The 20,131-nt window shown below is 42.9% G+C and carries 22 protein-coding genes and 1 rRNA gene; 12 read left to right on the forward strand and 11 right to left on the reverse strand.

Annotation, left to right across the window (positions count from 1 at the left end):
- Positions 1-8 precede the first annotated feature (8 nt).
- On the reverse strand, positions 9-653 hold the full coding sequence (locus CWI32_RS12340) for a hypothetical protein (RefSeq protein ID WP_005168642.1): 645 nt from the start codon (positions 651-653) through the stop codon (positions 9-11).
- Between the two features lie 272 nt (positions 654-925).
- On the opposite strand from CWI32_RS12340, the gene dusA reads away from it, so the two are divergent.
- Positions 926-1,951 carry a tRNA dihydrouridine(20/20a) synthase DusA gene (gene dusA, locus CWI32_RS12345; RefSeq protein WP_100535415.1) on the forward strand — a complete coding sequence of 342 codons (1,026 nt, stop codon included), beginning with the start codon at positions 926-928 and terminating at the stop codon, positions 1,949-1,951.
- Between the two features lie 75 nt (positions 1,952-2,026).
- On the opposite strand, the gene CWI32_RS12350 is transcribed toward dusA, so the two are convergent.
- Positions 2,027-2,539 carry a hypothetical protein gene (locus CWI32_RS12350; RefSeq protein ID WP_100535416.1) on the reverse strand — a complete coding sequence of 171 codons (513 nt, stop codon included), beginning with the start codon at positions 2,537-2,539 and terminating at the stop codon, positions 2,027-2,029.
- A 231-nt stretch (positions 2,540-2,770) separates the two neighbouring features.
- Positions 2,771-4,045, reverse strand: coding sequence for a bifunctional phosphopantothenoylcysteine decarboxylase/phosphopantothenate--cysteine ligase CoaBC (gene coaBC, locus CWI32_RS12355; protein ID WP_100535417.1), 1,275 nt, complete (start codon positions 4,043-4,045; stop codon positions 2,771-2,773).
- A 113-nt stretch (positions 4,046-4,158) separates the two neighbouring features.
- Here coaBC and radC point away from each other — a divergent pair, with 113 nt between their 5' ends.
- The gene (radC, locus tag CWI32_RS12360) at positions 4,159-4,860 is read left to right on the forward strand and encodes a RadC family protein (RefSeq protein WP_100535418.1); all 702 of its coding nucleotides are present in this window, start codon (positions 4,159-4,161) and stop codon (positions 4,858-4,860) included.
- 65 nt (positions 4,861-4,925) lie between these two features.
- Entirely contained in the window at positions 4,926-5,837 is a 912-nt protein-coding gene (locus CWI32_RS12365; RefSeq protein WP_100535419.1) for a bestrophin family protein, read from the forward strand.
- 74 nt (positions 5,838-5,911) lie between these two features.
- Here the strand turns inward: CWI32_RS12365 and CWI32_RS12370 are convergent, their stop codons facing one another.
- Positions 5,912-6,766 (reverse strand): PHP domain-containing protein, encoded by an 855-nt coding sequence (locus CWI32_RS12370; RefSeq protein WP_100535420.1) that lies wholly within the window; start codon positions 6,764-6,766, stop codon positions 5,912-5,914.
- A 44-nt stretch (positions 6,767-6,810) separates the two neighbouring features.
- Here CWI32_RS12370 and CWI32_RS12375 point away from each other — a divergent pair, with 44 nt between their 5' ends.
- From CWI32_RS12375 to mnmC, 4 genes are read left to right on the forward strand one after another with little or no spacing between them, the layout of a single operon-like run.
- Positions 6,811-7,422 carry a septation protein IspZ gene (locus tag CWI32_RS12375; protein WP_005168649.1) on the forward strand — a complete coding sequence of 204 codons (612 nt, stop codon included), beginning with the start codon at positions 6,811-6,813 and terminating at the stop codon, positions 7,420-7,422.
- A 28-nt stretch (positions 7,423-7,450) separates the two neighbouring features.
- Positions 7,451-7,753, forward strand: a complete 303-nt coding sequence (locus CWI32_RS12380; RefSeq protein WP_005098111.1) for a YciI family protein — start codon at positions 7,451-7,453, stop codon at positions 7,751-7,753.
- A 5-nt stretch (positions 7,754-7,758) separates the two neighbouring features.
- Complete coding sequence (locus CWI32_RS12385; RefSeq protein WP_100535421.1) at positions 7,759-8,265, forward strand: SH3 domain-containing protein; 507 nt, start codon at positions 7,759-7,761, stop codon at positions 8,263-8,265.
- Positions 8,266-8,304: 39 nt separating this feature from the next.
- Positions 8,305-10,203: a bifunctional tRNA (5-methylaminomethyl-2-thiouridine)(34)-methyltransferase MnmC2/FAD-dependent 5-carboxymethylaminomethyl-2-thiouridine(34) oxidoreductase MnmC1 gene (gene mnmC, locus CWI32_RS12390; RefSeq protein ID WP_100535422.1), complete on the forward strand. Its 1,899-nt coding sequence runs from the start codon at positions 8,305-8,307 to the stop codon at positions 10,201-10,203.
- A 173-nt stretch (positions 10,204-10,376) separates the two neighbouring features.
- On the opposite strand, the gene CWI32_RS12395 is transcribed toward mnmC, so the two are convergent.
- Positions 10,377-10,691 carry a rhodanese-like domain-containing protein gene (locus tag CWI32_RS12395; RefSeq protein ID WP_005098114.1) on the reverse strand — a complete coding sequence of 105 codons (315 nt, stop codon included), beginning with the start codon at positions 10,689-10,691 and terminating at the stop codon, positions 10,377-10,379.
- A gap of 91 nt (positions 10,692-10,782) precedes the next feature.
- On the opposite strand from CWI32_RS12395, the gene CWI32_RS12400 reads away from it, so the two are divergent.
- Positions 10,783-11,271, forward strand: a complete 489-nt coding sequence (locus CWI32_RS12400) for a YajQ family cyclic di-GMP-binding protein (RefSeq protein ID WP_005098115.1) — start codon at positions 10,783-10,785, stop codon at positions 11,269-11,271.
- A gap of 28 nt (positions 11,272-11,299) precedes the next feature.
- Complete coding sequence (locus CWI32_RS12405; RefSeq protein WP_005168656.1) at positions 11,300-11,803, forward strand: DUF4442 domain-containing protein; 504 nt, start codon at positions 11,300-11,302, stop codon at positions 11,801-11,803.
- Between the two features lie 61 nt (positions 11,804-11,864).
- On the opposite strand, the gene CWI32_RS12410 is transcribed toward CWI32_RS12405, so the two are convergent.
- From CWI32_RS12410 to CWI32_RS12420, 3 genes are read right to left on the reverse strand one after another with little or no spacing between them, the layout of a single operon-like run.
- Positions 11,865-12,305 (reverse strand): acyl-CoA thioesterase, encoded by a 441-nt coding sequence (locus CWI32_RS12410; protein ID WP_218944670.1) that lies wholly within the window; start codon positions 12,303-12,305, stop codon positions 11,865-11,867.
- Positions 12,306-12,310: 5 nt separating this feature from the next.
- Entirely contained in the window at positions 12,311-12,742 is a 432-nt protein-coding gene (trxC, locus tag CWI32_RS12415; RefSeq protein WP_100535423.1) for a thioredoxin TrxC, read from the reverse strand.
- Positions 12,743-13,639 carry an alpha/beta hydrolase gene (locus tag CWI32_RS12420; protein ID WP_100535424.1) on the reverse strand — a complete coding sequence of 299 codons (897 nt, stop codon included), beginning with the start codon at positions 13,637-13,639 and terminating at the stop codon, positions 12,743-12,745.
- Between the two features lie 125 nt (positions 13,640-13,764).
- Between CWI32_RS12420 and CWI32_RS12425 the strand changes: the two genes are divergently transcribed.
- Positions 13,765-14,100: a protein tyrosine phosphatase family protein gene (locus tag CWI32_RS12425; protein ID WP_100535425.1), complete on the forward strand. Its 336-nt coding sequence runs from the start codon at positions 13,765-13,767 to the stop codon at positions 14,098-14,100.
- Positions 14,093-14,515 (forward strand): protein tyrosine phosphatase family protein, encoded by a 423-nt coding sequence (locus tag CWI32_RS12430; RefSeq protein WP_100535426.1) that lies wholly within the window; start codon positions 14,093-14,095, stop codon positions 14,513-14,515. Before CWI32_RS12425 ends, CWI32_RS12430 begins: the two co-directional genes overlap by 8 nt.
- Positions 14,516-14,674: 159 nt before the next feature.
- Here the strand turns inward: CWI32_RS12430 and CWI32_RS12435 are convergent, their stop codons facing one another.
- The gene (locus CWI32_RS12435) at positions 14,675-16,552 is read right to left on the reverse strand and encodes a PspA/IM30 family protein (protein WP_100535427.1); all 1,878 of its coding nucleotides are present in this window, start codon (positions 16,550-16,552) and stop codon (positions 14,675-14,677) included.
- Between the two features lie 155 nt (positions 16,553-16,707).
- Here CWI32_RS12435 and CWI32_RS12440 point away from each other — a divergent pair, with 155 nt between their 5' ends.
- Positions 16,708-18,087, forward strand: a complete 1,380-nt coding sequence (locus CWI32_RS12440; RefSeq protein WP_100535428.1) for a dihydrolipoyl dehydrogenase — start codon at positions 16,708-16,710, stop codon at positions 18,085-18,087.
- On the opposite strand, the gene CWI32_RS12445 is transcribed toward CWI32_RS12440, so the two are convergent.
- On the reverse strand, positions 18,053-19,672 hold the full coding sequence (locus CWI32_RS12445) for a Na/Pi cotransporter family protein (protein WP_005168665.1): 1,620 nt from the start codon (positions 19,670-19,672) through the stop codon (positions 18,053-18,055). The genes CWI32_RS12440 and CWI32_RS12445 overlap by 35 nt on opposite strands.
- Before the next feature lie 173 nt (positions 19,673-19,845).
- A 5S ribosomal RNA gene (gene rrf, locus CWI32_RS12450) occupies positions 19,846-19,960 on the reverse strand.
- Positions 19,961-20,131 lie beyond the last annotated feature (171 nt).

The raw sequence follows: 20,131 nt of genomic DNA on the forward strand, positions 1-20,131 counted from the left end.
AACTATACTTAGCTGACTTGAGCCGCTGGATAGAAAGGTTTATTTAAATCTAGAGCAACTGAATTTTCCAATAAAATACAGATAAAGACCGGCAGCAAAGCGGCCAGAATCCGGCAGCTTTCCTCGAGTGACTTGTGGTTCAGGGAACTATGATAGGTAACTCCGCCCTGCATGAGCTGATGGTGTAATGTATATAAACGACGAAACACCCCGACTAAAATTTCGACAGAATTTCGCTCATTTAAAGCATGCTGTATGATTTTTTTCTGTGTTTCCAGTTCAGCATTACAGCGTTCCAGACTAATTTTCTGGTGACGATAATCCCAAAAACTTTGTTCCATATAGGGGTTCACTAAGAGTGAGTGGATTGGCTGACTGTACTTTTCCCAGACAATATGATTAATCTTCTGGTCCAGATCATTTTGGCAAAGTATTTCTAGAAATTGACGCAGCTTATCCTTTCCCTGAACCCGATCATCCTCTTCTGCATAAATAGCCTGAAAACCAATCCATAGACTGATGAATTTAAAATCCAGATCTTGATCCAAGTCTAGCGCTTTTTTAAACCAGCCTAAGCCACGATGAATTTTTAAGTTAAAATGTGCTGAATTTTGTGCTTTATGGCTTTTATAAATCTCCTCCAATAACAGCATAATTATTCTCCTTATTTCTATCATTTTTTATATTGGTGTTTCTACTATCAAAATATACCATTCTGGAATGACTTGGAATTCTAATTTTATTTCTTGTTTCATGTCCTGGACTTACTGGCTTGACTCAAGTTCGCCGGGTTGTTCTGCTGATTTTATGCTAGTATTACGCCCTCTTTTTTTGCAATATTGGCCTAGCGGGCTTGGGCAAAAAAATAATCTTTGGGCGATTTATTCATCCCTTCTTCTTCCATTTCGTTAAGGCGTAATTTTGAATGACTGATCTGACCACCATTGAAAATAAACTTCAACCACGAATCAGTGTGGCGCCGATGATGGATTGGACCACCAAAGACTATCGCTTCTTTGCCCGTCTGTTTAACCCAAATGTGATTATGTACACTGAAATGGTCACCACAGGTGCCATCATTTATGGGGATGCCAAACGGCATTTGGACTTTAACACCGAAGAACAGCCGATCGTACTACAACTTGGTGGCTCGAATCCTAAAGATCTCGCGACCTGTACCAAGATGGCACAGGATTGGGGTTATAACGAAGTCAATTTAAATGTGGGTTGCCCGAGTGACCGGGTACAGAATAATAAAATTGGGGCCTGCCTCATGGCTGAACCCGATTTAGTCGCAGAATGTATTGCTGAAATGCAGCATGCGGTGGATATTCCAGTGACTGTAAAACACCGGATCGGGATTGATGATATGCAGTCTTATGAAGAAATGCTGCATTTTGTCGATACCGTGGCCAAAACCGGCTGCAATAATTTTATCGTACACGCGCGAATTGCCTTATTAAAAGGTCTATCGCCTAAAGAAAACCGCGATGTGCCGCCCCTGCGTTATGAAGATGTTTATCGCCTGAAGCAGGATCGTCCTGATCTGCTGATTGAAATCAATGGCGGGATCAAGACCTATGCCGAAACGCTGGAACATCTCAAACATGTCGATGGCGTGATGATTGGTCGCGAAGCCTATCATAATCCGTACTTATTGGCTGAACTGGGCCAATTGTGGAATCTGGATGCACCTGATCGTTTCGAGATCATGCAACAAATGCTGCCTTATATTGCCCAGCGCATGGCAGAAGGTGCACCATTGTCAATTATTAGCCGTCATATTTTAGGACTGTTCCAGAACTTGCCGGGTGCACGTAAATGGCGTCAGGCACTAAGCGGTGGCAATGCCAAAACCTTGAAAGATGTGGAAACTGCGCTGTTTAATATTCAAGAAGCAATGCAACGTACTGAAGACTATGTGCGTGAACATCAGCAAGTTGAATCCTAAATACGAATTTAAAAGTCTAATCGATATAAAAAAGCACCGATCATCGGGGCTTTTTTATAGAGATGAGCGAAGACGTTATTGAGTATATGCGGTGATATTACCGACCGGAACCGGTTCTTCCTGATAAGAAACACCTTGAAATTCTGGCTCGGCAATGGATGTGACCAGAGAACCGCGCTCATGCTCTTTTGACTCATTTACAGGTTCCAGGTCATCTAAGGCTGCAGCCAGTTGCTGTAACTCCCGATCCAGTTGCTGCCGGTATTGCTCTATTTCAATTTCATCAATAAAAGCAAAGGCATCCTCTTCGATCGCCCACCTATAGCCTCCATCGACCTTAAAGATTTTGACATTGACCGGATATGCCTCCCCCTGATAATTCAGATGAGAAATCGCTTTAAATTGATTGCCCTGCCGCTGGACAATTTTGACCTTCTGCACAGTAAAACGATAGCGTTGATAATCCTGATTGGAATTAAATTCCTGTTGCATCTGCGCTTGAATATTTCTGGCCAATTCATCCATCGAGACAAAGTAACTGCATCCAGCCAGACAGGCGATCATCCATAACACAATGATTGTTCTCATAGCGCCTCCTTCTTTTTCTTTCCTGTTCCTGCTTATAGCTGATATATGCAGTATTGTTATGCTTGCTTATTCTGTGACCTATTTTATGCTTTTTTGAAAAAACAAGAAATAAGCAGTGCATGAATCATGACTAAATTATTTAAGATTTCTACAGCTTTTTGAATAAATGATAAAAATTTACTCATAAAAAAGCCCTGAGTCTAACAGGGCTTTTTTTTTGTGAAGATTCTTTTAAAAATCGTCATCACTGGATGGATCACGATGCAAGGCATCATGAATCGCTTCAATCAGCTGCTGGGCAATTTCCTGCTTGGAGGCTTTTTCCAGATCACGCTTATCCATCTGATACTGTTCGGCAAAAAATACGGTCATGGCATTTTCATCCGACGCAAAACCGATATCGGCACGTGAGACATCATTGCAGGCAATCATATCCAGTTTTTTCGCGACCAGTTTGCCCGCGGCATATTCTTCAATATTGCGGGTTTCCGCCGCAAAACCGACCATAAACGGACGTTTCTCTTGCTGGGCGATGGTCGCAACAATATCCGGATTTTTCACAAGCGCCACATTCAGCTCATCGCCAGATTTTTTAATTTTGTGTTCCGCAACTTCGGCCACGCGGTAATCCGCCACCGCAGCAGTTGCAATAAAAATATCACAGCCATCTTCCAGCATCTGCATGCTTTCATTGAGCATTTTTACGGCAGAACTGACATTTTTGCGTTTGACGCCATTTGGTGTATCCAGAGTCACTGGCCCTGCAATCAGGGTCACATCTGCCCCAGCGGCATAACAGGCAGCTGCCAGAGCAAAGCCCATTTTACCGGTACTGTGATTGGAAATATAACGTACCGGATCAATCGCTTCACGGGTTGGACCGGCGGTGATGGTGACACGTTTACCCGCAAGCTGACCAAATTTTTCTGCGATCGCACGCTGTGCTTGATGGAAATATTCTGTGACTTGTCGTGCCAGATCTTCCGGCTCAGGCATACGGCCTAAACCCACATCGCCACAGGCTTGAGATCCGGCATCCGGCATGATCACATGCACACCATCTTCAATTAAAGTGGCCAAGTTGCGTTGTGTTGGCTTAGCTGCCCACATTTGCTGGTTCATGGCAGGCGCTACCCAGACCGGTGCCTTGGTCGCCAGATATAAAGTACTGAGCAAATCATCTGCCAGACCTGCTGCAAACTTTGCCAAGATGTCACAACTTGCAGGTGCAACCAGTAACAGATCCGCCCAACGTGCCAGCTCGATATGCCCCATACCTGCTTCCGCTTCAGGATCCAGTAATGCCGTATGGACCGGATTGCCTGATAAGGCTTGAAACGTTAAAGGTGTAATAAAAGCCTGTGCCCCTTGGGTCATCACCACCCGCACATTAAATCCGGCATCTTTCAGACGACGAACCAGAATCGCACTTTTATAGGCAGCAATGCCGCCAGTCACAGCTAAAATGATATTTTTATGAGGAATTACACTTACGTCGAAGCTCACAAACAGGCTACCTTTCTGTTGCAGTGGGGCTCACAATAGCATTAAATAATGGCATTCCCAAGAGATCAGCTTCAGGGAAAACTCATAATTCATAATAAATAAGTCTAATAACTATGCAATTTTCTATTAAAAACTGGCCTGAACAAGAACGCCCGCGCGAACGCTTAATTCAATATGGTGCAGAAAGTTTATCCGATGCCGAACTACTGGCAATTTTCCTGCGTTCCGGCTCACAGCAACATTCCGCAGTCGAACTTGCCCGACTCTTGATTCAGCATTTCGGTCATCTCACTGCCTTACTGGATGCACCCTTAGAGGACGTCAGTCGCTTTCATGGCATGGGCATTAGCAAATATACCCAGCTCATGGCGGTCAAGGAATTAGGACGGCGTTATATTTCCGAACATCTGAAACAGGATGCACTGGAGCTCAATAATTCCAAACGGTTACGGGATTATTTACGTTTTGAACTGCTCGGTGAAACTCAAGAAGTGTTTGCCGTGCTGTGTCTGGATGCCAGTCTAAGAAAAATTGCCTTTAAAAAACTGTTTTATGGCTCCATCAATGCATGTGATATTTCCATTAATCAATTGTTGCGTTATGCCATTAGCCAACAGGCTACTTCCATTGTGATTGCACATAATCATCCGCTGGGCCGGCCCTCTCCATCCAAGGCTGACCTGGCATTGACCCGTCAGATTCAACAAGCCTGCCAGCTGGTAGATATTCATCTGATTGACCATTGTATTATCGCTTTGGAGGGCAGTTTTTCCTTTGCTGAGCAGCAACTCATCAAACCGGAAATGCAGTATTGAATAGCACTTGACAAAGCAGGCACAACTCCACAAGATCATGAAAAAAATTGTGATGATTCCAATAAATGATCGTACGTGACCAGCCAACTGTTTTTAAACTGCTGTTTTCCTGGCGAGGTACAATTTTGCCGAAAGTTTTGCCACCTTTAGGCGTAGTGATGTTGATCTCGGCCATTATCGGTGGCTTGTCACATATTGGCTCTTTTCATTTTCCAGAATTACCTCTGGTCGGCTTTACCCTGATTGGAGTGGTACTGTCGATCTTTCTCGGATTTAAGAATTCGGCCTGTTATGACCGCTGGTGGGAAGCCCGCAAACTCTGGGGTATTCTGATTGCCAATTCACGACATTTTGACCGGGATTGCCGGATGCTGTCCCAAGGTCGCCGTGAACGTGTGATTCAGCACGTGATTGTCTTTGCCAATGTTCTCCGTGACCGGCTACGCCATCAGACAGCCAATCCGACCGAACTGGTTGAAACTAGCGGCATGAGCCAGCAAGCTGTGACCCAGCTCTATCAACAGGCCAACGCGCCGCAATATACCTTAAGCCTGATTCAATGGGAGTTAATGCAGGCGCTCAAAGAAGGTGAAATCTCAGACATCATCTATATGCAGATGAATAATCACGTGGCGGAGTTGAGTATTGTCCAGACTGGTTGTGACCGGATTGCGACGACGCCTTTACCTTTTGCCTATTCGGTCTTGCTCAATCGTACCGTCTATTTTTTCTGTTTTATTTTGCCCTTTAGCCTGGGTTCAACATTAGGTTTATTTACGCCCTTACTGGTCGGTATTTTAGCTTATACCTTTTTAGGACTAGATGCCTTAAGCTCAGAAATTGAAGAACCTTTTGGCACGCAAAGTAATGATTTGCCACTGGACTCAATGGTACGTACCATTGAAATTGAACTCTTAGGCACGCTGGGCAAACCAACCCCACCACCGATTCAGGCCAAAGATCATAACCTACTGTAATTTATTCTTCTCTTGCCCTTTTCTATCAGCAAAGGGCCCTTCTGCTCTGCAAGAGCAAAGTTCGAGTAAAGCACTCAATCAACAAAACTTTCCCAAATCCCGACTTGTTCCGATTTTAGGCTCGGCACATTTCCGAGCCTGATCCATGGCATATGGTCGCCATGAAAGTCACTGCCAATCGAAACTTTCAGACGATGCTCCGCAATCATCCGATCGACCATCTGGCGAGTAGAACTTGGATCTACCGCTGGCGGCAGTTCAACGGCGTCGCCACCAAACTTGGCAAAGATCTCGATCAGGTAACGAATGTTGGTCGCAGATAGGTCATATTTGGTCGGATGTGCCAGCACTGCAAAGCCGCCACTTTCATGAATCACCTGAACCGTGTCTTCAAGACTCAAGCCATCAAATTTGACATAGGCTTTCTTACCTTCCTTGATGTACTTATCAAAAGCCTGTTGCGGGCGAGTCACAATGCCCTTTTCTACTAAGGTTTTGGCAATATGCGTCCGTGTTACCCGATCAGGGATATTATCGACTTTGACCAGTACATCGGCATAAATATCCTGACCAATTAAAGGAATCAGTAAGTCACAGATCTGTTTCGAGCGTTCCGCCCGGATTTTCTTCTGCTGATTGAGGGCTTTTTGTAAAGGCTCAGGATTTTGCATATTCAGTGCAACAATATGCACGCCATAATTTTTCTTGGTGGCTGGACGTGACCACTGGCTGGAGATTTCCACCCCAGAAATGATCTTAATCTCATGATTTTTAGCGGCTTCTTGTGCCAGTTCCAAGCCATCCATAGTGTCGTGATCTGTCAATGCCAAAGTATGCACCGATTTCTCTACGGCAGCCTCGACCAATTGCTGTGGAGTTAAAGTTCCATCAGAAATATTGCTATGTGTATGTAAATCTACGCCGTGCATCTCTATACTATGACATTTATTTAATCAGATTTAGATACTCTAACATGAAAGCACTTTTAGACTTTGTGCCACTCATTATTTTCTTTTATTTATATAAAACTGTAGATCCAAAAGACACTGACCATCAACTTTTGCAATTGATCGGTTCTGCGGGGGGTGTCGACAATAATAATATTCTTGTGGCAACCACTGGTCTGATTATTGCTATGCTGGTGGTCTATGGTGCGTTATTTGTCATGCAAAAATTCCGCCTGGATAAGCAGCAATGGATTGTACTGTTTATGACCGTGATTTTTGGTGGGATCACTCTGATGCTGAGCGACGATTTCTATATCCGTTTAAAGGCGGTATTGCTGAATCTGGTCTTTGCCGGCGTATTCCTGCTGTCGCCTTGGTTTAGTAAAGATAAAAAGCCACTGATTCAGCGTCTGTTTGGCCCGGTTTTCAACTTAAGTGAAAAAGGCTGGATCAAACTGAACTATGCCTGGGTCGCCATGTTTGCACTGATGTCATTTTTACATACCTTCTTTGCCTACTTGTGGCTGGATGGAAAATATTGGGGCGAATTTACGGCATTCGGTGACATGATCGTGATGTTTTCCTTTATCATTATCCAGTTTATTGTATTGCGTAAATACTTTAAGACTGCTGAATAAATCCAACTACAAACGATTGAGAATCATCATGCCGTTATTTGTCGTTAGCTGTACCGATCAGGAAGGTACAGTGGAGAAACGTCTTGCCATTCGTCCACAACATCTTGCCCGCTTGCAAAAGCTGAATGATGAAGGCCGTCTGATTGTTGCAGGCGCGATGCCGAAAGATCCGAGTAATCCACAAGCCGGCTTTTATGGCAGTACCATCATTGTCGATTTTGACAGCCGTGAAGACCTGGATACCTGGCTAGAAGATGAACCCTTCCTGAAAGAAGGTGTATATGCACAGATTGATGTGAAACCGTTTAACAAAGCATTCCCTCAAGGATAAGGTTTATGCGTGTTGTTCTTGCCAGTGTTATTGGCCTCTGTTGTACCTTTCATTCTGTATGGGCAGTAGAAGTTGCCACAGTTCAGACAACACCAAACAGTGTCGCCGCTGCTGCTGTACAAGCTGCGGTCGCAACCCCCACTACTACGCCAAAACCTGCAATCATCCCTGTGGCTGCAACAGCATCTCAAGCCCTTCCGGCAACTGGAAATAAGCCACTGACTGCTGAAGAACTTGCCAGAAATAAAGCTCAGCAAGACGCCAAAGTAAAAGCTTTGGTGAAGGATCAGGCGACGCGTCTGCAACAGCTGGAAAAAGCCAATCTGGAAGCGTTAGCACAAAATCAGGAACTACAGCTCAGAAATGACAATCTTGGCGTGCAAGTACAGGTTTTACAAAGCGAACGCAGTGCGCAGATGTTCCTGTATGGTGCTGCCACGTTGGCCGTGGGCGTTTTGCTGGGCTTTCTGATTGCCAGTTACGTTTATACCAAGCGTCGCCGTCAATGGTAATCTATTCCCCTTTCGGACTTATTTAAGGTTGTAGTCGTTTTGTCGCATGCAATTCAAACCGCCGATCTCGATTGGCAATTGGTGGATGGCATTGAAGTGCCTGTCTCTAAACAGTTTGGCGATGTTTATTTTTCTAAAGACAATGGTTTGCTGGAAACCCGCCATGTTTTTTTAAATGGCAATGACCTGCCGACCCGCCTGACTGACTTAAAACCGTTTGAATATTTTTGTGTGGGCGAAACCGGCTTTGGCACAGGACTGAATATTCTGGCGTTATGGCAGCTCTGGCAGCAGACCCGTCCGGACAATCACAGTCATTTGCATGCGATTTCAGTGGAGAAATTTCCGCTCTCTAAACCCGATCTGATTCGCGCTTTAAATGTCTGGCCTGAACTCAAGCCATTGGCAGATCAACTGATTTCCCAATATCCGATGCCAATTGCAGGCTGCCACCGTTTAAGCTTCCGGGAAGAACGTTTCTCAATCGACTTGTGGCTTGGAGATGCCCATGATGTATTTCCCATCATGGAAAAAACCGCACCTGTGAATGCATGGTTTCTGGATGGTTTTGCGCCGTCTTGTAATCCAGACATGTGGGAAGAAAATGTTTTAAATAATATTGTGCGTTTATCCGAGATTGGCACCACTTTCGCTTCTTTTAGTGTCGCAGGTGTCCTGAAACGTGGCCTAAATAACCATGGGATTTCCATTTCACGTCCAAGAGGTTTTGGACATAAACGTGAAATGCTCAAAGCCATCTGGAAGCTATCTGAACCAGCCAATTCGGGTGCAGATCAGGATATTACTCAAAAAAAAACAGCATTAAATCCTGAGCTTGAATTTAACGTACGCCAGATTGCGGTTATTGGTGCCGGAATCGCAGGTTTAAGTGCTGCCTGGGCCTTTGCACAGCGTGGCCACCAAGTCACGATTTACGATCAATCAGCGCCACTTGCTGGTGGTTCTGGTAACCCGCTTGCGCTCCTGAACCCAAAACTCTGCCCGATTGAGCAGAGTGCAGAACATTTAATGACCTTGGCTTGGCAACATGCCCTGACTCATTATGCAAAATTCAAAGCCTTTCGACCGATTCAGGTCAGTCAATTGGCACTCAAACATCCTGAAACTCTTTTAAGTCTGGCAAATGAATATCCAGCACATATTCTTTCAGTGCAAACGGCGGATGAGCAGAAACTGCATACTGAATATTCAAGTTTAAAACTTTTAGCAGCAGGAACTATTTCTCCGCATCAATTGCGTGATGAAATTTTACAGCATCCGAATATTAAATATATCCAAGCAAAAATCACCAAAATTGAGCAGCTATCTCAACCCGAACTTTTTGAAAATGAAAATTGTTTGGGTCAGTTTGATCATGTGCTGGTTTGTAGCGCGCGCGAGACAGCACAATTCTTTGAGCATTATCCGGCACTCAAGCCAATTCGTGGACAAGTGAGCTGGCTAAACAATAGCGCTCAGCCTTTAAGCAAAGAGACTGCTTATAACTACGGTGGGTATTGTATGCAACTGGATGATACACATTTAATTCTCGGTGCATCTTTCCATCCTGGTCGGGAGGATACAGAGGTGCTCCCAGAAGATCATGCACATAATCATGAGCTGCTCCAGAGCGTCTTTCCAGATTATGCCGCGTCATTAGCACCGATGGACACCTGGCATGGCCGTGCAGCGCTACGTGCCCAAAGTCAGGATTACTTTCCTTTACTCGGTAAAATGCAGCCTGAACAGGAAATTTATAGTTTTGCCGGTCTAGGCTCCAAAGGCTTTTTATTTGCACCCCTTTGTAGTGAAATTCTGGCCGCCCAGATTCTGGGTGAGGCCTGTCCTGTTCCGGCAAGTCTGGTTAAAAAACTCAGCGTGAGCCGCTTTCAAAAGAAAGTAAAAGCCAAGAAGCCTTATTTTAAGCCACAAATTTAATTACCCTTTTGCATGAATTCCTCTAAGTCTCCCTTTTTTAAAGGGGGACTTTTCTCTACTTTTATGAATAAATCGAATGCCTGTAGCTCCTCCCTTTAGAAAAGGGAGGTTGGGAGGAATTAAATTTCAGCCAATAAAAAAGCGCCTTGCGGCGCTTTTTTTTAACAGAATGCTTATGCACCCTGTTCAAGCGGTAAGCCTGCATCACGGGCGGCACGAGTACCCCCCATCAGAATGACATATTCACGTGAACTGTCAAAACCCTCTAGTTTTTCAGCAGCACGTGGAGCTTTACTACCCCCACCACACAAGATGTAAATGGGTTGATCCGCTGACACCTGAGTTAGGCTCTCTGCTGAAAGATCGTTAATGGGCTGATTCACCGCCCCTTTCACGTGTGCTTCAGCAAAAGCACTTGTATCGCGTACATCCCAGATAATTGCATTTTCTGGGAACTCAAATGTTGTAATTTCTTGTTTACGGATCATTGCGCACTCCTTTGATGTAAACAACACTTGGCAAATGAAGAAAACATCCCTAGCATCTCAGATATTCTTTCCATTTGTAAAGGTCTAAACCATGCCTTCTTTCGATATTGTTTCTGAATTAGAAATTTTTGAAGTAAATCATGCAGTTCAAAACACCCAAAAAGAAATTGCGACCCGCTTTGACTTCCGCGGTCAGGACGTTTCTATTGAACTGAATGAAAAAAACAAGGAAATCAAGATTTCGACTGAAAGTGATTTCCAGTGTGAACAAGTGTATAGCATGCTCGAAAGTCATTTCTTTAAACGCAAAGTTGATATTCAGGCACTCGATCCACAGAAAATGACGGCTTCTGGTAAAAACGTGATTCAGGTGATCAAGCTCAAAGACGGTCTTGACTCTGATACCGCAAAAAAAATCAATAAAGCCATTAAAGAAAGCGGCATTAAAGCGCAATCTTCTATTCAGGGTGACAAGATTCGTGTAACGGACAAGAAGCGCGACACTTTGCAACAAGTGATGACCTTCTTAAAAGAACAGCAATTTGGTCTGCCTTTACAGTTCAATAACTTTAAAGATTAAGACCGCACAGTGTCTTAAAGAAGGAATTATGACGCATCGCAATCGACTGACCAAACTGGTAAAAGCTACTTCCAGACTACCTCAAGCTATTCGTAGTACTTTATTGAGTAAAACCTTTGGCCGGATTATTCCCATGGTAGGTTCTGCCAAGATTCGCTATGTAGAACTCAGTGGAGCAAAAGTGGTGGTCACAATCGCCAACCATAAAGCCATGCAAAACCATATTGGTCAGGTACATGCCTGTGCCATGGCCTTAGTGGCAGAAACTGCGACCGGCTTTGTGACGGCAATGAATGTGCCGGATACCGCGATTGTATTAATCAAAAGTTTGAAGATTGATTTTAAACGTCCGACCAAAGGCGCCATGACTGCAGTCGCTACCTTGACGCCGGAGCAACAAGCACTCATGCAAAGCTCCGATAAAGGCGAAACATTGGTTCAGGTCACGGTCACGGATGAATCCGGAGAAACGCCGATTCAATGTGAAATGCTCTGGGCCTGGATTGCCAAAGATCAGCTCAAGCAATCATAATTCTTTCTAAGCAAGAAAAATCCCAGAGATGATCTCTGGGATTTTTTTATATCTCATTCAATCATTGGGCTGCTTGAGACTCTAAAAACTTCTGTTTGGCTTCCTCTGGAATCAGACGCTTATTGCCTTTTACATCGACTGCGACAAAAGTAAATACTCCTTCTGTGACACGAATCGGCGCACGTGAATCATCATGACTGTCCCAGACTTCAATTTCCATCTGAATAGAGGTCTTGCCAACTTTTAAAATCTGGGTATAACAGCTAATGACATCCCCGACTTTCACTGGAACCAGAAAGGTCATCTGGTTAATCGAAATCGTGGCACAACGTCCCTTTGAAAATCGTTCTGCGTGAATCGCGCCTGCCAAGTCCATTTGTGAAACGATCCAGCCACCAAACACATCACCACTCCAGTTGGTATCTGCAGGCATTGCGATCGTTTGTAGGGAAAGAATCCCCTCTGGTTTTACTTGAGAATCTGACACATTCACTCCAGGCATTTGAATTAGGGTTGGGTATTTAACTGCTGATCAAGCCATTTTTGTAGTTCGCTTGATCGTAATGCACCGCTTATTCTAGCAATTTCGTTGCTTTTATTCATCAACACCAGCGTCGGAATACTGCGAACATTAAATGCTGAACTTAAGCGCGGATTCGCTTCGGTATCAATTTTTGCAAAAACCACGTTTGGATATTGCTGCGCGACAGTCGCAAAATGCGGTGCCATCATTTTACAGGGGCCACACCATTCTGCCCACAGATCAATCAGGATTGGTAAATCACTATGGGGGACAAACTGGCTGAAATTCTGCTCATTTAATTCAATTGGCGCCAATGGAATCAGGGCCTGATGACATTGACCACAGGCAGGGTTGGCGGTGAGTTTATCTTCAGGAACACGATTTTTGGCCTGACATTCTGGGCATACAATAATCATCTAGCGTACTGCAATATGTTGATGTAGGAATTCTAATTGGGTTGAAACGGCTTTTTCAAACCATTCACCATGATAAATATCAAAATGCCGGATATTCCACTCCTGATATTGTACAAACGGTGCAAGATTGGTTACGGTTTCGCGACTGGATTCAATCGGAATTAAACTATCCAGTTTTGCTGCAATAAACAGCACCGGAATGGTGATTTTTCTAACTTGCTGAATCGGGCGATAACGCATTAAATTAAAAAAGACCCGCGCAGGAATTTGACCACTCCAATAATAATCCGGATTCACAATCGACAGATAACCCTCGTAGCTGTCCTGTGTCGGCATAAAACACAGCTCGTAAGGATCGACCACCGGCAAGGTTTTGGGCTGCATACCAACCTTGCTTCCCATATAGTCCTGACTAGAAACCTTAAGTGCCTTGGGGAGTTGCTGCAAAGGATAAAGCCTGGCACTTTCAGCCCCATCGACAAAAGGCACCTGTACCATTGCGGCCTGAATATTTTTCAGTTCTGCTGCCAGGGTGAGTACATGCCCTCCGCTTAAGGCAGTTCCCCAGAGCACGATCCGTTGACTATCAATCGACTTACGTGCCTGAATATGCTTGATCATGGTTCGCCAGTCATCCAGCTGGGCAGAAATCAAGACCAGCTCACGCGGTCGCCCGGTACTGCCGCCCCAATAGCGATAATCGAATAACACCACCGCATAGCCGGCACTGGCAAAATGCTGGGCATAGTGCACCAGTTTAAATTGACGTAAGGCCGCCAGACCATGGGCCATCAAGATCACGGCCGGTTTTTCTATATTTTTAGGCCGATAAAAATCTGCAGCAATCACATCCTGACCGCTTTTGACATACAGTGGCTCAACTGTATAAGCCTGCATACGCGCTCCATTGCGTTATCTTATGGTGATCATCATTTATAAAAATTTCACAACAGCTTCAGCATGTTTTCCGCTTAATGCTATCATAAAGCATATCGATATAAATGAAATGATGGAGTGGCGTCATGAGCGAAAATGTAGGCTTTGCTGGTCAAATTGGTCCGGAACACGTGACTCAGGTGGTCGAGAAAGGTTTTAAATCTATTATCAATAACCGCCCGGATATGGAAGGTGGTTCTGAGCAGCCGACCAGTGCACAAATCGAGGAAGCTGCACGCAATGCCGGTCTGGATTATGTATTCCAGCCAGTAGTAGCCGGTCAGATTACTGAGCTTGATGTACGCACTTTTGCCAATCATTATAATGATTTACCAAAACCGATCTTGATGTTCTGTCGTACTGGAAACCGCTCGAATAACTTATATCAACTGGCAAAACAGATGGATCTGCTGGATGACTAATTTGTTCTGGAAAGGTGTGGTACTGGCCAGCTGTTTAAGCTGTGCCTCACTGGTTGTTGCTGCAAATAATCTAAGCCATGCACTGACCTCTACAGTCAGTGTTTCAGGGCAAATGACCACCAACAAGTTCCAGCAATTGATTCAACAAGGCTTTAAGTCTGTAATCGTGAATCGACCCGACCAAGAACAAGGGAATCAGGTCAAGGTTGGACAGCTGCGTTCAATTGCTGAAAAGTCTCAAGTGAGTGTGATTTATCAGCCTGTGAATAGTGGTCAGATCTCTCAAGCCAATATTGAGGAATTTGCACGCTATTATAATGAGCTGCCAAAACCAATTTTGATGGTCTGTCGTAGTGGTGCTCGTTCAGCTGCCTTGTTCAATCAGGCTAAATCTCAAGGATTGATTCATGAATAAGTTATTGATTATTTTGTGTTGTAGTTTGGCTTTGATAGGTTGCAGCTCGATGAATCTTAAGCCGACTGTGGGTGTAAGTGTGGGAACATCGATTTAAGTTTTTTAAATTTCAGCTCCCATAAAAAACAGCGCCGAAGCGCTGTTTTTGTTTTCAAATTATTATAATAAAGGCGCGAATGGATCTGCCTGAACACAATTATTACCGTAAGGACTACTATCAAAGGGTTGACCTGTTTCTGCATCAAAGTCATCTTTTAGTAACCCTAGTGTATATACAAAACTAGAGTTTATATCTTTTGTACTCACATTCGTTTGTGCTCTAAATTCAACAGTTTGCCAACCAGCATATTGTCTTAAATACTGTACGCTAAAGTTAAACTTACCCGTAGCATCAGTCGTGTAAGTAAAGCTTGGCGTAATATTCCCTGTTGGATCTACAAAACCTGTAGCAAGTTGAATATTAGATTTATTTGATAATTCACAATAAGATTGTAAGCGTGCAGGTAATTCTAACTTTTCAACATTACTAATTCTATCTTGGGTCTGTTGGACTTGATTTTTAAACTGATTAACAATCGCTTGTTGGCTATTCACTCTTTGTTGCTTAGCATTATTTTCAGCGCTAATTTCTTTGCTTAAATCATCATTTAGCTCTTCTAACTGGATATTCAGAATGTTAATTCTTCCTTGAATTGTTGCAATGGAAGCTTGTGCAGCTTTAATTCTACCATCGTCTTCTGCATTCTGAGCCAATGCTAAAGTGGTATTTGCATCAGCTAAACTTATTCTTGCAGAACGTATTGATTGCTGTGTAGTTCTAATACTATTTTCCAAGTTAGAAATAGCACTCGATTGAATCGGAGCATTTTGTATATTAGTTAAGACTGCTTCTTGTTGTTGCAAATTAGCATTTTGTTGCAACAATTGATTTCGAACAGGAGTTAAACGCTGAGTTCGTAAATCTTGCAATCTTGCTTTTGTTGTAAATACACCTGAACCAGCACGTAACAAGTCGATATTCATTGTTACTTTGTAGTTCGGTAAAGGATTACCGTTGATATCTACTACATGTGCTGAAAGTGCTTCTCTATAATAAAGTGCATCAGCTGATTTTTCTAGTTCACTCGATTTACCAAAGGTGATATTACCAATCGGTTGTTCTACTACGCCCTTAGCTACGTTAAGCTTAATCAATTGTGAGCTAATATTATTGTTTGCATCAATCACACTTGCATTCAAGGTAATACCGCTAGCAATCAAACTTTCATTTGGTTCAGTTCTAGGTAATACAACCGTAAAGCTTACATTCCCTTCCGCATCAGTTTTTTGAACTGAACTACCAACTATAGTAACTTTATTCAATTTGGTATCAATAACCGAAAGAGATACGTCTTTATCTGCTACACCACCACCATTTGCATCGATTGCTTTCACAGTAATGAGTGCGTTATCACCTGTGGCTACCAAAGTAGGCTTATTCGTAATAATCGCTAAGTGATACTGGCCTAATTCTGCTTCAGAGCTAGATTCGGTCGCTCCAAGAAGCGTTGTTTGTGAAATAACTTTGCCTGTACCATCTTTAAAGGAAGAGTTAATTCTTATACCCTTGGCTAGAAGCTCATTAAGACTTGAAATATTTGAAGGACTTAATATTAAATTGAAAATTGCATTACCATTTTCATCTGTTGTTAATTGAGAAGGTCCCTCAATTGTAACGCCATTCTTTTGAGTATCTTCAATTGCAAGTTGTACAGCTTCACTTGCTACACCACCACCATTTACATCTACTAATTTTACTGTTACTACAGCAGAATCACCCGTAACAACTAGTCTAGGCTTGTTTACATTTATAATAAGATGATAATTAGTTTCCACAGCTTCTGATGGATTTCCAATGCCACTGTCTGAACCGCCTGCATTTCCAGAATTTGAACCACCATTATTATAGTATCCGTCACTACCACCACCGCCACAGCCCGCCAATATTAGTGCCAAAGTAAGAGCAGATAATTTAATACCTAATTGTTTACTAATCATTTAAATCCCCAAGACCCTCTATTATAGAGTTTGTTATCAATCTTTATTTAATTATGCGTTATGTAACCACAGTTAAGCTTTTATGTAAATAAAGGTAAGCCAAATGTTTTGTATGCTAGCTTATATCAATAAAGTGATTTTGATAAGAGTGATCAATGTACGACCTCATCATTATTGGCGCAGGCACTGCAGGAATCAGTGCTTATAACGAAGCCATCAAATACACCCAGAATATTTTAATTATCAATGATGGCCCCTGGGACACTACCTGTGCCCGTGTAGGTTGTATGCCTAGTAAACTACTGATCTCTTCTGCAAATCGTATGCATGATATTCAAACTGCTGAAAAACTTGTTTTAAAGCATAACGCTGTCATTGATACTTCAGATGTGATGCAACGTGTGCATGTCCTTAGAGAACGTTTTATTCGTGCAACCCTAAAAGGTGTTGATCGATGGGAGGCTTTACATAAAATTTCTGGTCATGCAACGTTTATTGATGCCCATACAGTTGAAGTCAATGGACAAGCTTATCAGGCTAAAAGCTTCATTATTGCGGTTGGTTCACGACCTAATATTGATAAAACATTCAAGGAAGAATTAGGAGATAAATATCTAACTTCTGATGAGATATTTGAACTTTCTCAATTACCCAAGTCTTTAGCAGTGATCGGAAGCGGTGTGATTGCCATTGAACTGGCACAAGCCATGCAACGACTGGGCGTAGACACTACCCTGTTCGCTCGTAGCCAAAAAGTAGGTGCCTTAACCAGCCCTGCTTTACAAAAGCTGGCACAGGAGCAATTGAGTAAAGAACTCAATATCAAGTTCAAAATCTTGCCAGATCGAGTTAAAAAACAAGCTGGTCATATCCAGATTAATTTTACTGAAAATGATCAAGCTCAAACTATTCAAGTTGAATATATTTTGGGCGCTACAGGCCGTCAGACTAATCTGGATCGATTGGGTTTAAATCAGTTAGAGCCTAATTTTGCTGATATCAAAAAATTGCCTATCAATAAAAAAACCAAACAACTCGCAGATATGCCGATATTTATAGTGGGTGATGCCGCACCTGATGCCCCCATTCAGCACGAAGCTGCTCATGCTGGTAAAGAAGTGGTTCATAACTGTTTAAATTATCCCGAGATTAAGCCGATTCCCGCACTCACCCCATTGGCAATCGTATTCTCTCACCCGGAAATGGCGATTATCGGGCAAAGTTTTAAACAGTTAGAAAAGCAAAATATTGAGTTTATTCGAGGATTTGCCTCCTATGAAAATCAGGGACGTGCATTGGTTCTTGCTGAAAATAAAGGTGGTATTGAAGTTTATATTGATAAAAAATCAGGCAAATTATTAGGCGCAGAACTCTTCTGTTCACAAGCCGAACATCTTGGCCATCTTCTGGCCTGGACCATTGATGCAGATCAGGATATTCATCAAATCCTGGCAAAACCTTTTTATCACCCAACGCTGGAAGAAGGCCTCAGATCTGCTCTTAAACATGCTCGTCGTCAATTTGATGCATTGTAAGTGTTTGCTGACGCTCATTGAGTACATTAATCAAACGGTAACTGTGCGCAACTAAGCGATCTAACCAACGCTGAGCAGCCAATAACTCAAAAGTTTTGGCTGCATTCAGCTGATACGTTGAAGCATAAATATTAGTTTTTTCACGTAATTCGCTACGATGCTGTTTACTCCACTGTTTTAGATGTCCCATTTCAATATACAGTTGGCTCAAATCTTCAGATGAGCGAGTATCTAGCATGCTATTTCCAGCATTTTCCAGAATCTGGATAAAATCCAAGGCAAGTTGATGAATCGCGGGTTGGGTACGAATACTCACAACATGCTTTAGATTTTCCAAATCACTACGCAACACTTTCAGATAAACCATCATCCTTAATAAGCTAAACAGCCGACTTTGATCAGTGCTATTTTCAGGCACAACAATTTTTTCTAAATAATCCTGTAATTTGTAAATTAATTCGTCTTGCTGTTTTAATTCATTGGCCGAAACCAATTCTGCTGACTTGATGGCTTTTAGAATCCAGGAATATTGGGTCAATATGGTTTTAAAGATCACTTGTTCTGCCGTATTAATTGCGACCGCAGGCACTGCCAAACTGGCTTCATCTAAGGCCTGTAATAATGAATCTTCATGTGCCGGAATATATTTCACCAACAGCTGTTCAAAGGGGCGAATCAATGGCATAAAAAATAAGGCACCAAATACACTGAAGGCTGTATGAAAAGCTGCCACAATGACCACATGATCCCAACCAGATAAAAAATACTGTGGTTGATACAGCCATAAAAACAAGGGAACCAAAATACAAAATGCAAAAATTGCACTCACGACATTAAAACAGACATGCACAGCAGCAGTTCGTTTTGCATTCGCATTTGCACCGATGGCTGCCAGTACTGCAGTTGCAACGGTTCCAATATTCTGGCCAATGACGAGCACAAGCGCTTGATCGAGCTGAATCGCCTGACTTGCTAATGCAGCAAGTGTCGCTGTAATGGCGGCACTAGAGGACTGCAAAATCACAGTCATGACCAAACCGAAAAGTACCAATAACAGCTTTGCAGCAAAACTTTCGGTCGAGAAAATTGAAAGATCGAGATGTTCTGCGACACCTGACATTGCTACTTGAAGCAAATCAATTCCAAAGAAAATCAGGCCGAATCCCGCAAGCGCCAAGCCGGTAAGCGCTGTACGTCCATGTGCTAATATTTTAAGTAAAGCGCCTATGGCAATGAGAGGCAAAGCCACTTGTCCAATAGAAAACTTTAAACCTAAAAAAGCCACAATCCAGCCAGTACTGGTTGTACCGATATTGGCGCCAATAATTACACCAATGGCTTGCGAAAAAGAGAGTACGCCTGCACTGACAAAGCCAATGGTTGCTAGAGTCGTGGCTGTGGAGGATTGCACAATCAAGGTCAAGGCAATACCTGAAGTCATTGCTTTAAAAGGAGAACCAGTAAACCGACCTAACCATTGTCTTAATGTTTCACCTGCAATATCTTTAAGGCTCTCGGTCATTAAAGTCATACCAAGCAAAAATAAACCGATTCCACCACAGAGCTGTGTAAATACCTCAAACACGCAGATTCCTAGGCTTTAAATTTTAATGATTAAAACATAATCAGGCTGATTTAAAAACAGCAAATAACCTTGAGTAAATTCAGAATATTATTTTTACTATATTTAATTTTACTATAAATCCCGCGCACAAAAAAACACCCCCAACTGTTAAGTTAGGGGTGTTTCGAATAATGAGCTGGCGATGACTTACTCTCACATGGGTAACCCCACACTACCATCAGCGCAAAGAGGTTTCACTTCTGAGTTCGGGAAGGGATCAGGTGGTTCACTCTTGCTATTGTCGCCAGCACAACTGTTTATGGATACTCGCTTTGGTCTTATTTCGTCACTTTTCAGTGTATGCCAATGCTTTCTACCAAATAGAATACATTAACAGGTATATCTGAGTTGAACATTGTCTTACTAACGGTCTTCTGAATCAAGTTATTTTGCTTAATATCGAATCAATCGAGCTTTATA

The organism is Acinetobacter pseudolwoffii (genome assembly GCF_002803605.1).
Classification (GTDB): domain Bacteria; phylum Pseudomonadota; class Gammaproteobacteria; order Pseudomonadales; family Moraxellaceae; genus Acinetobacter; species Acinetobacter pseudolwoffii.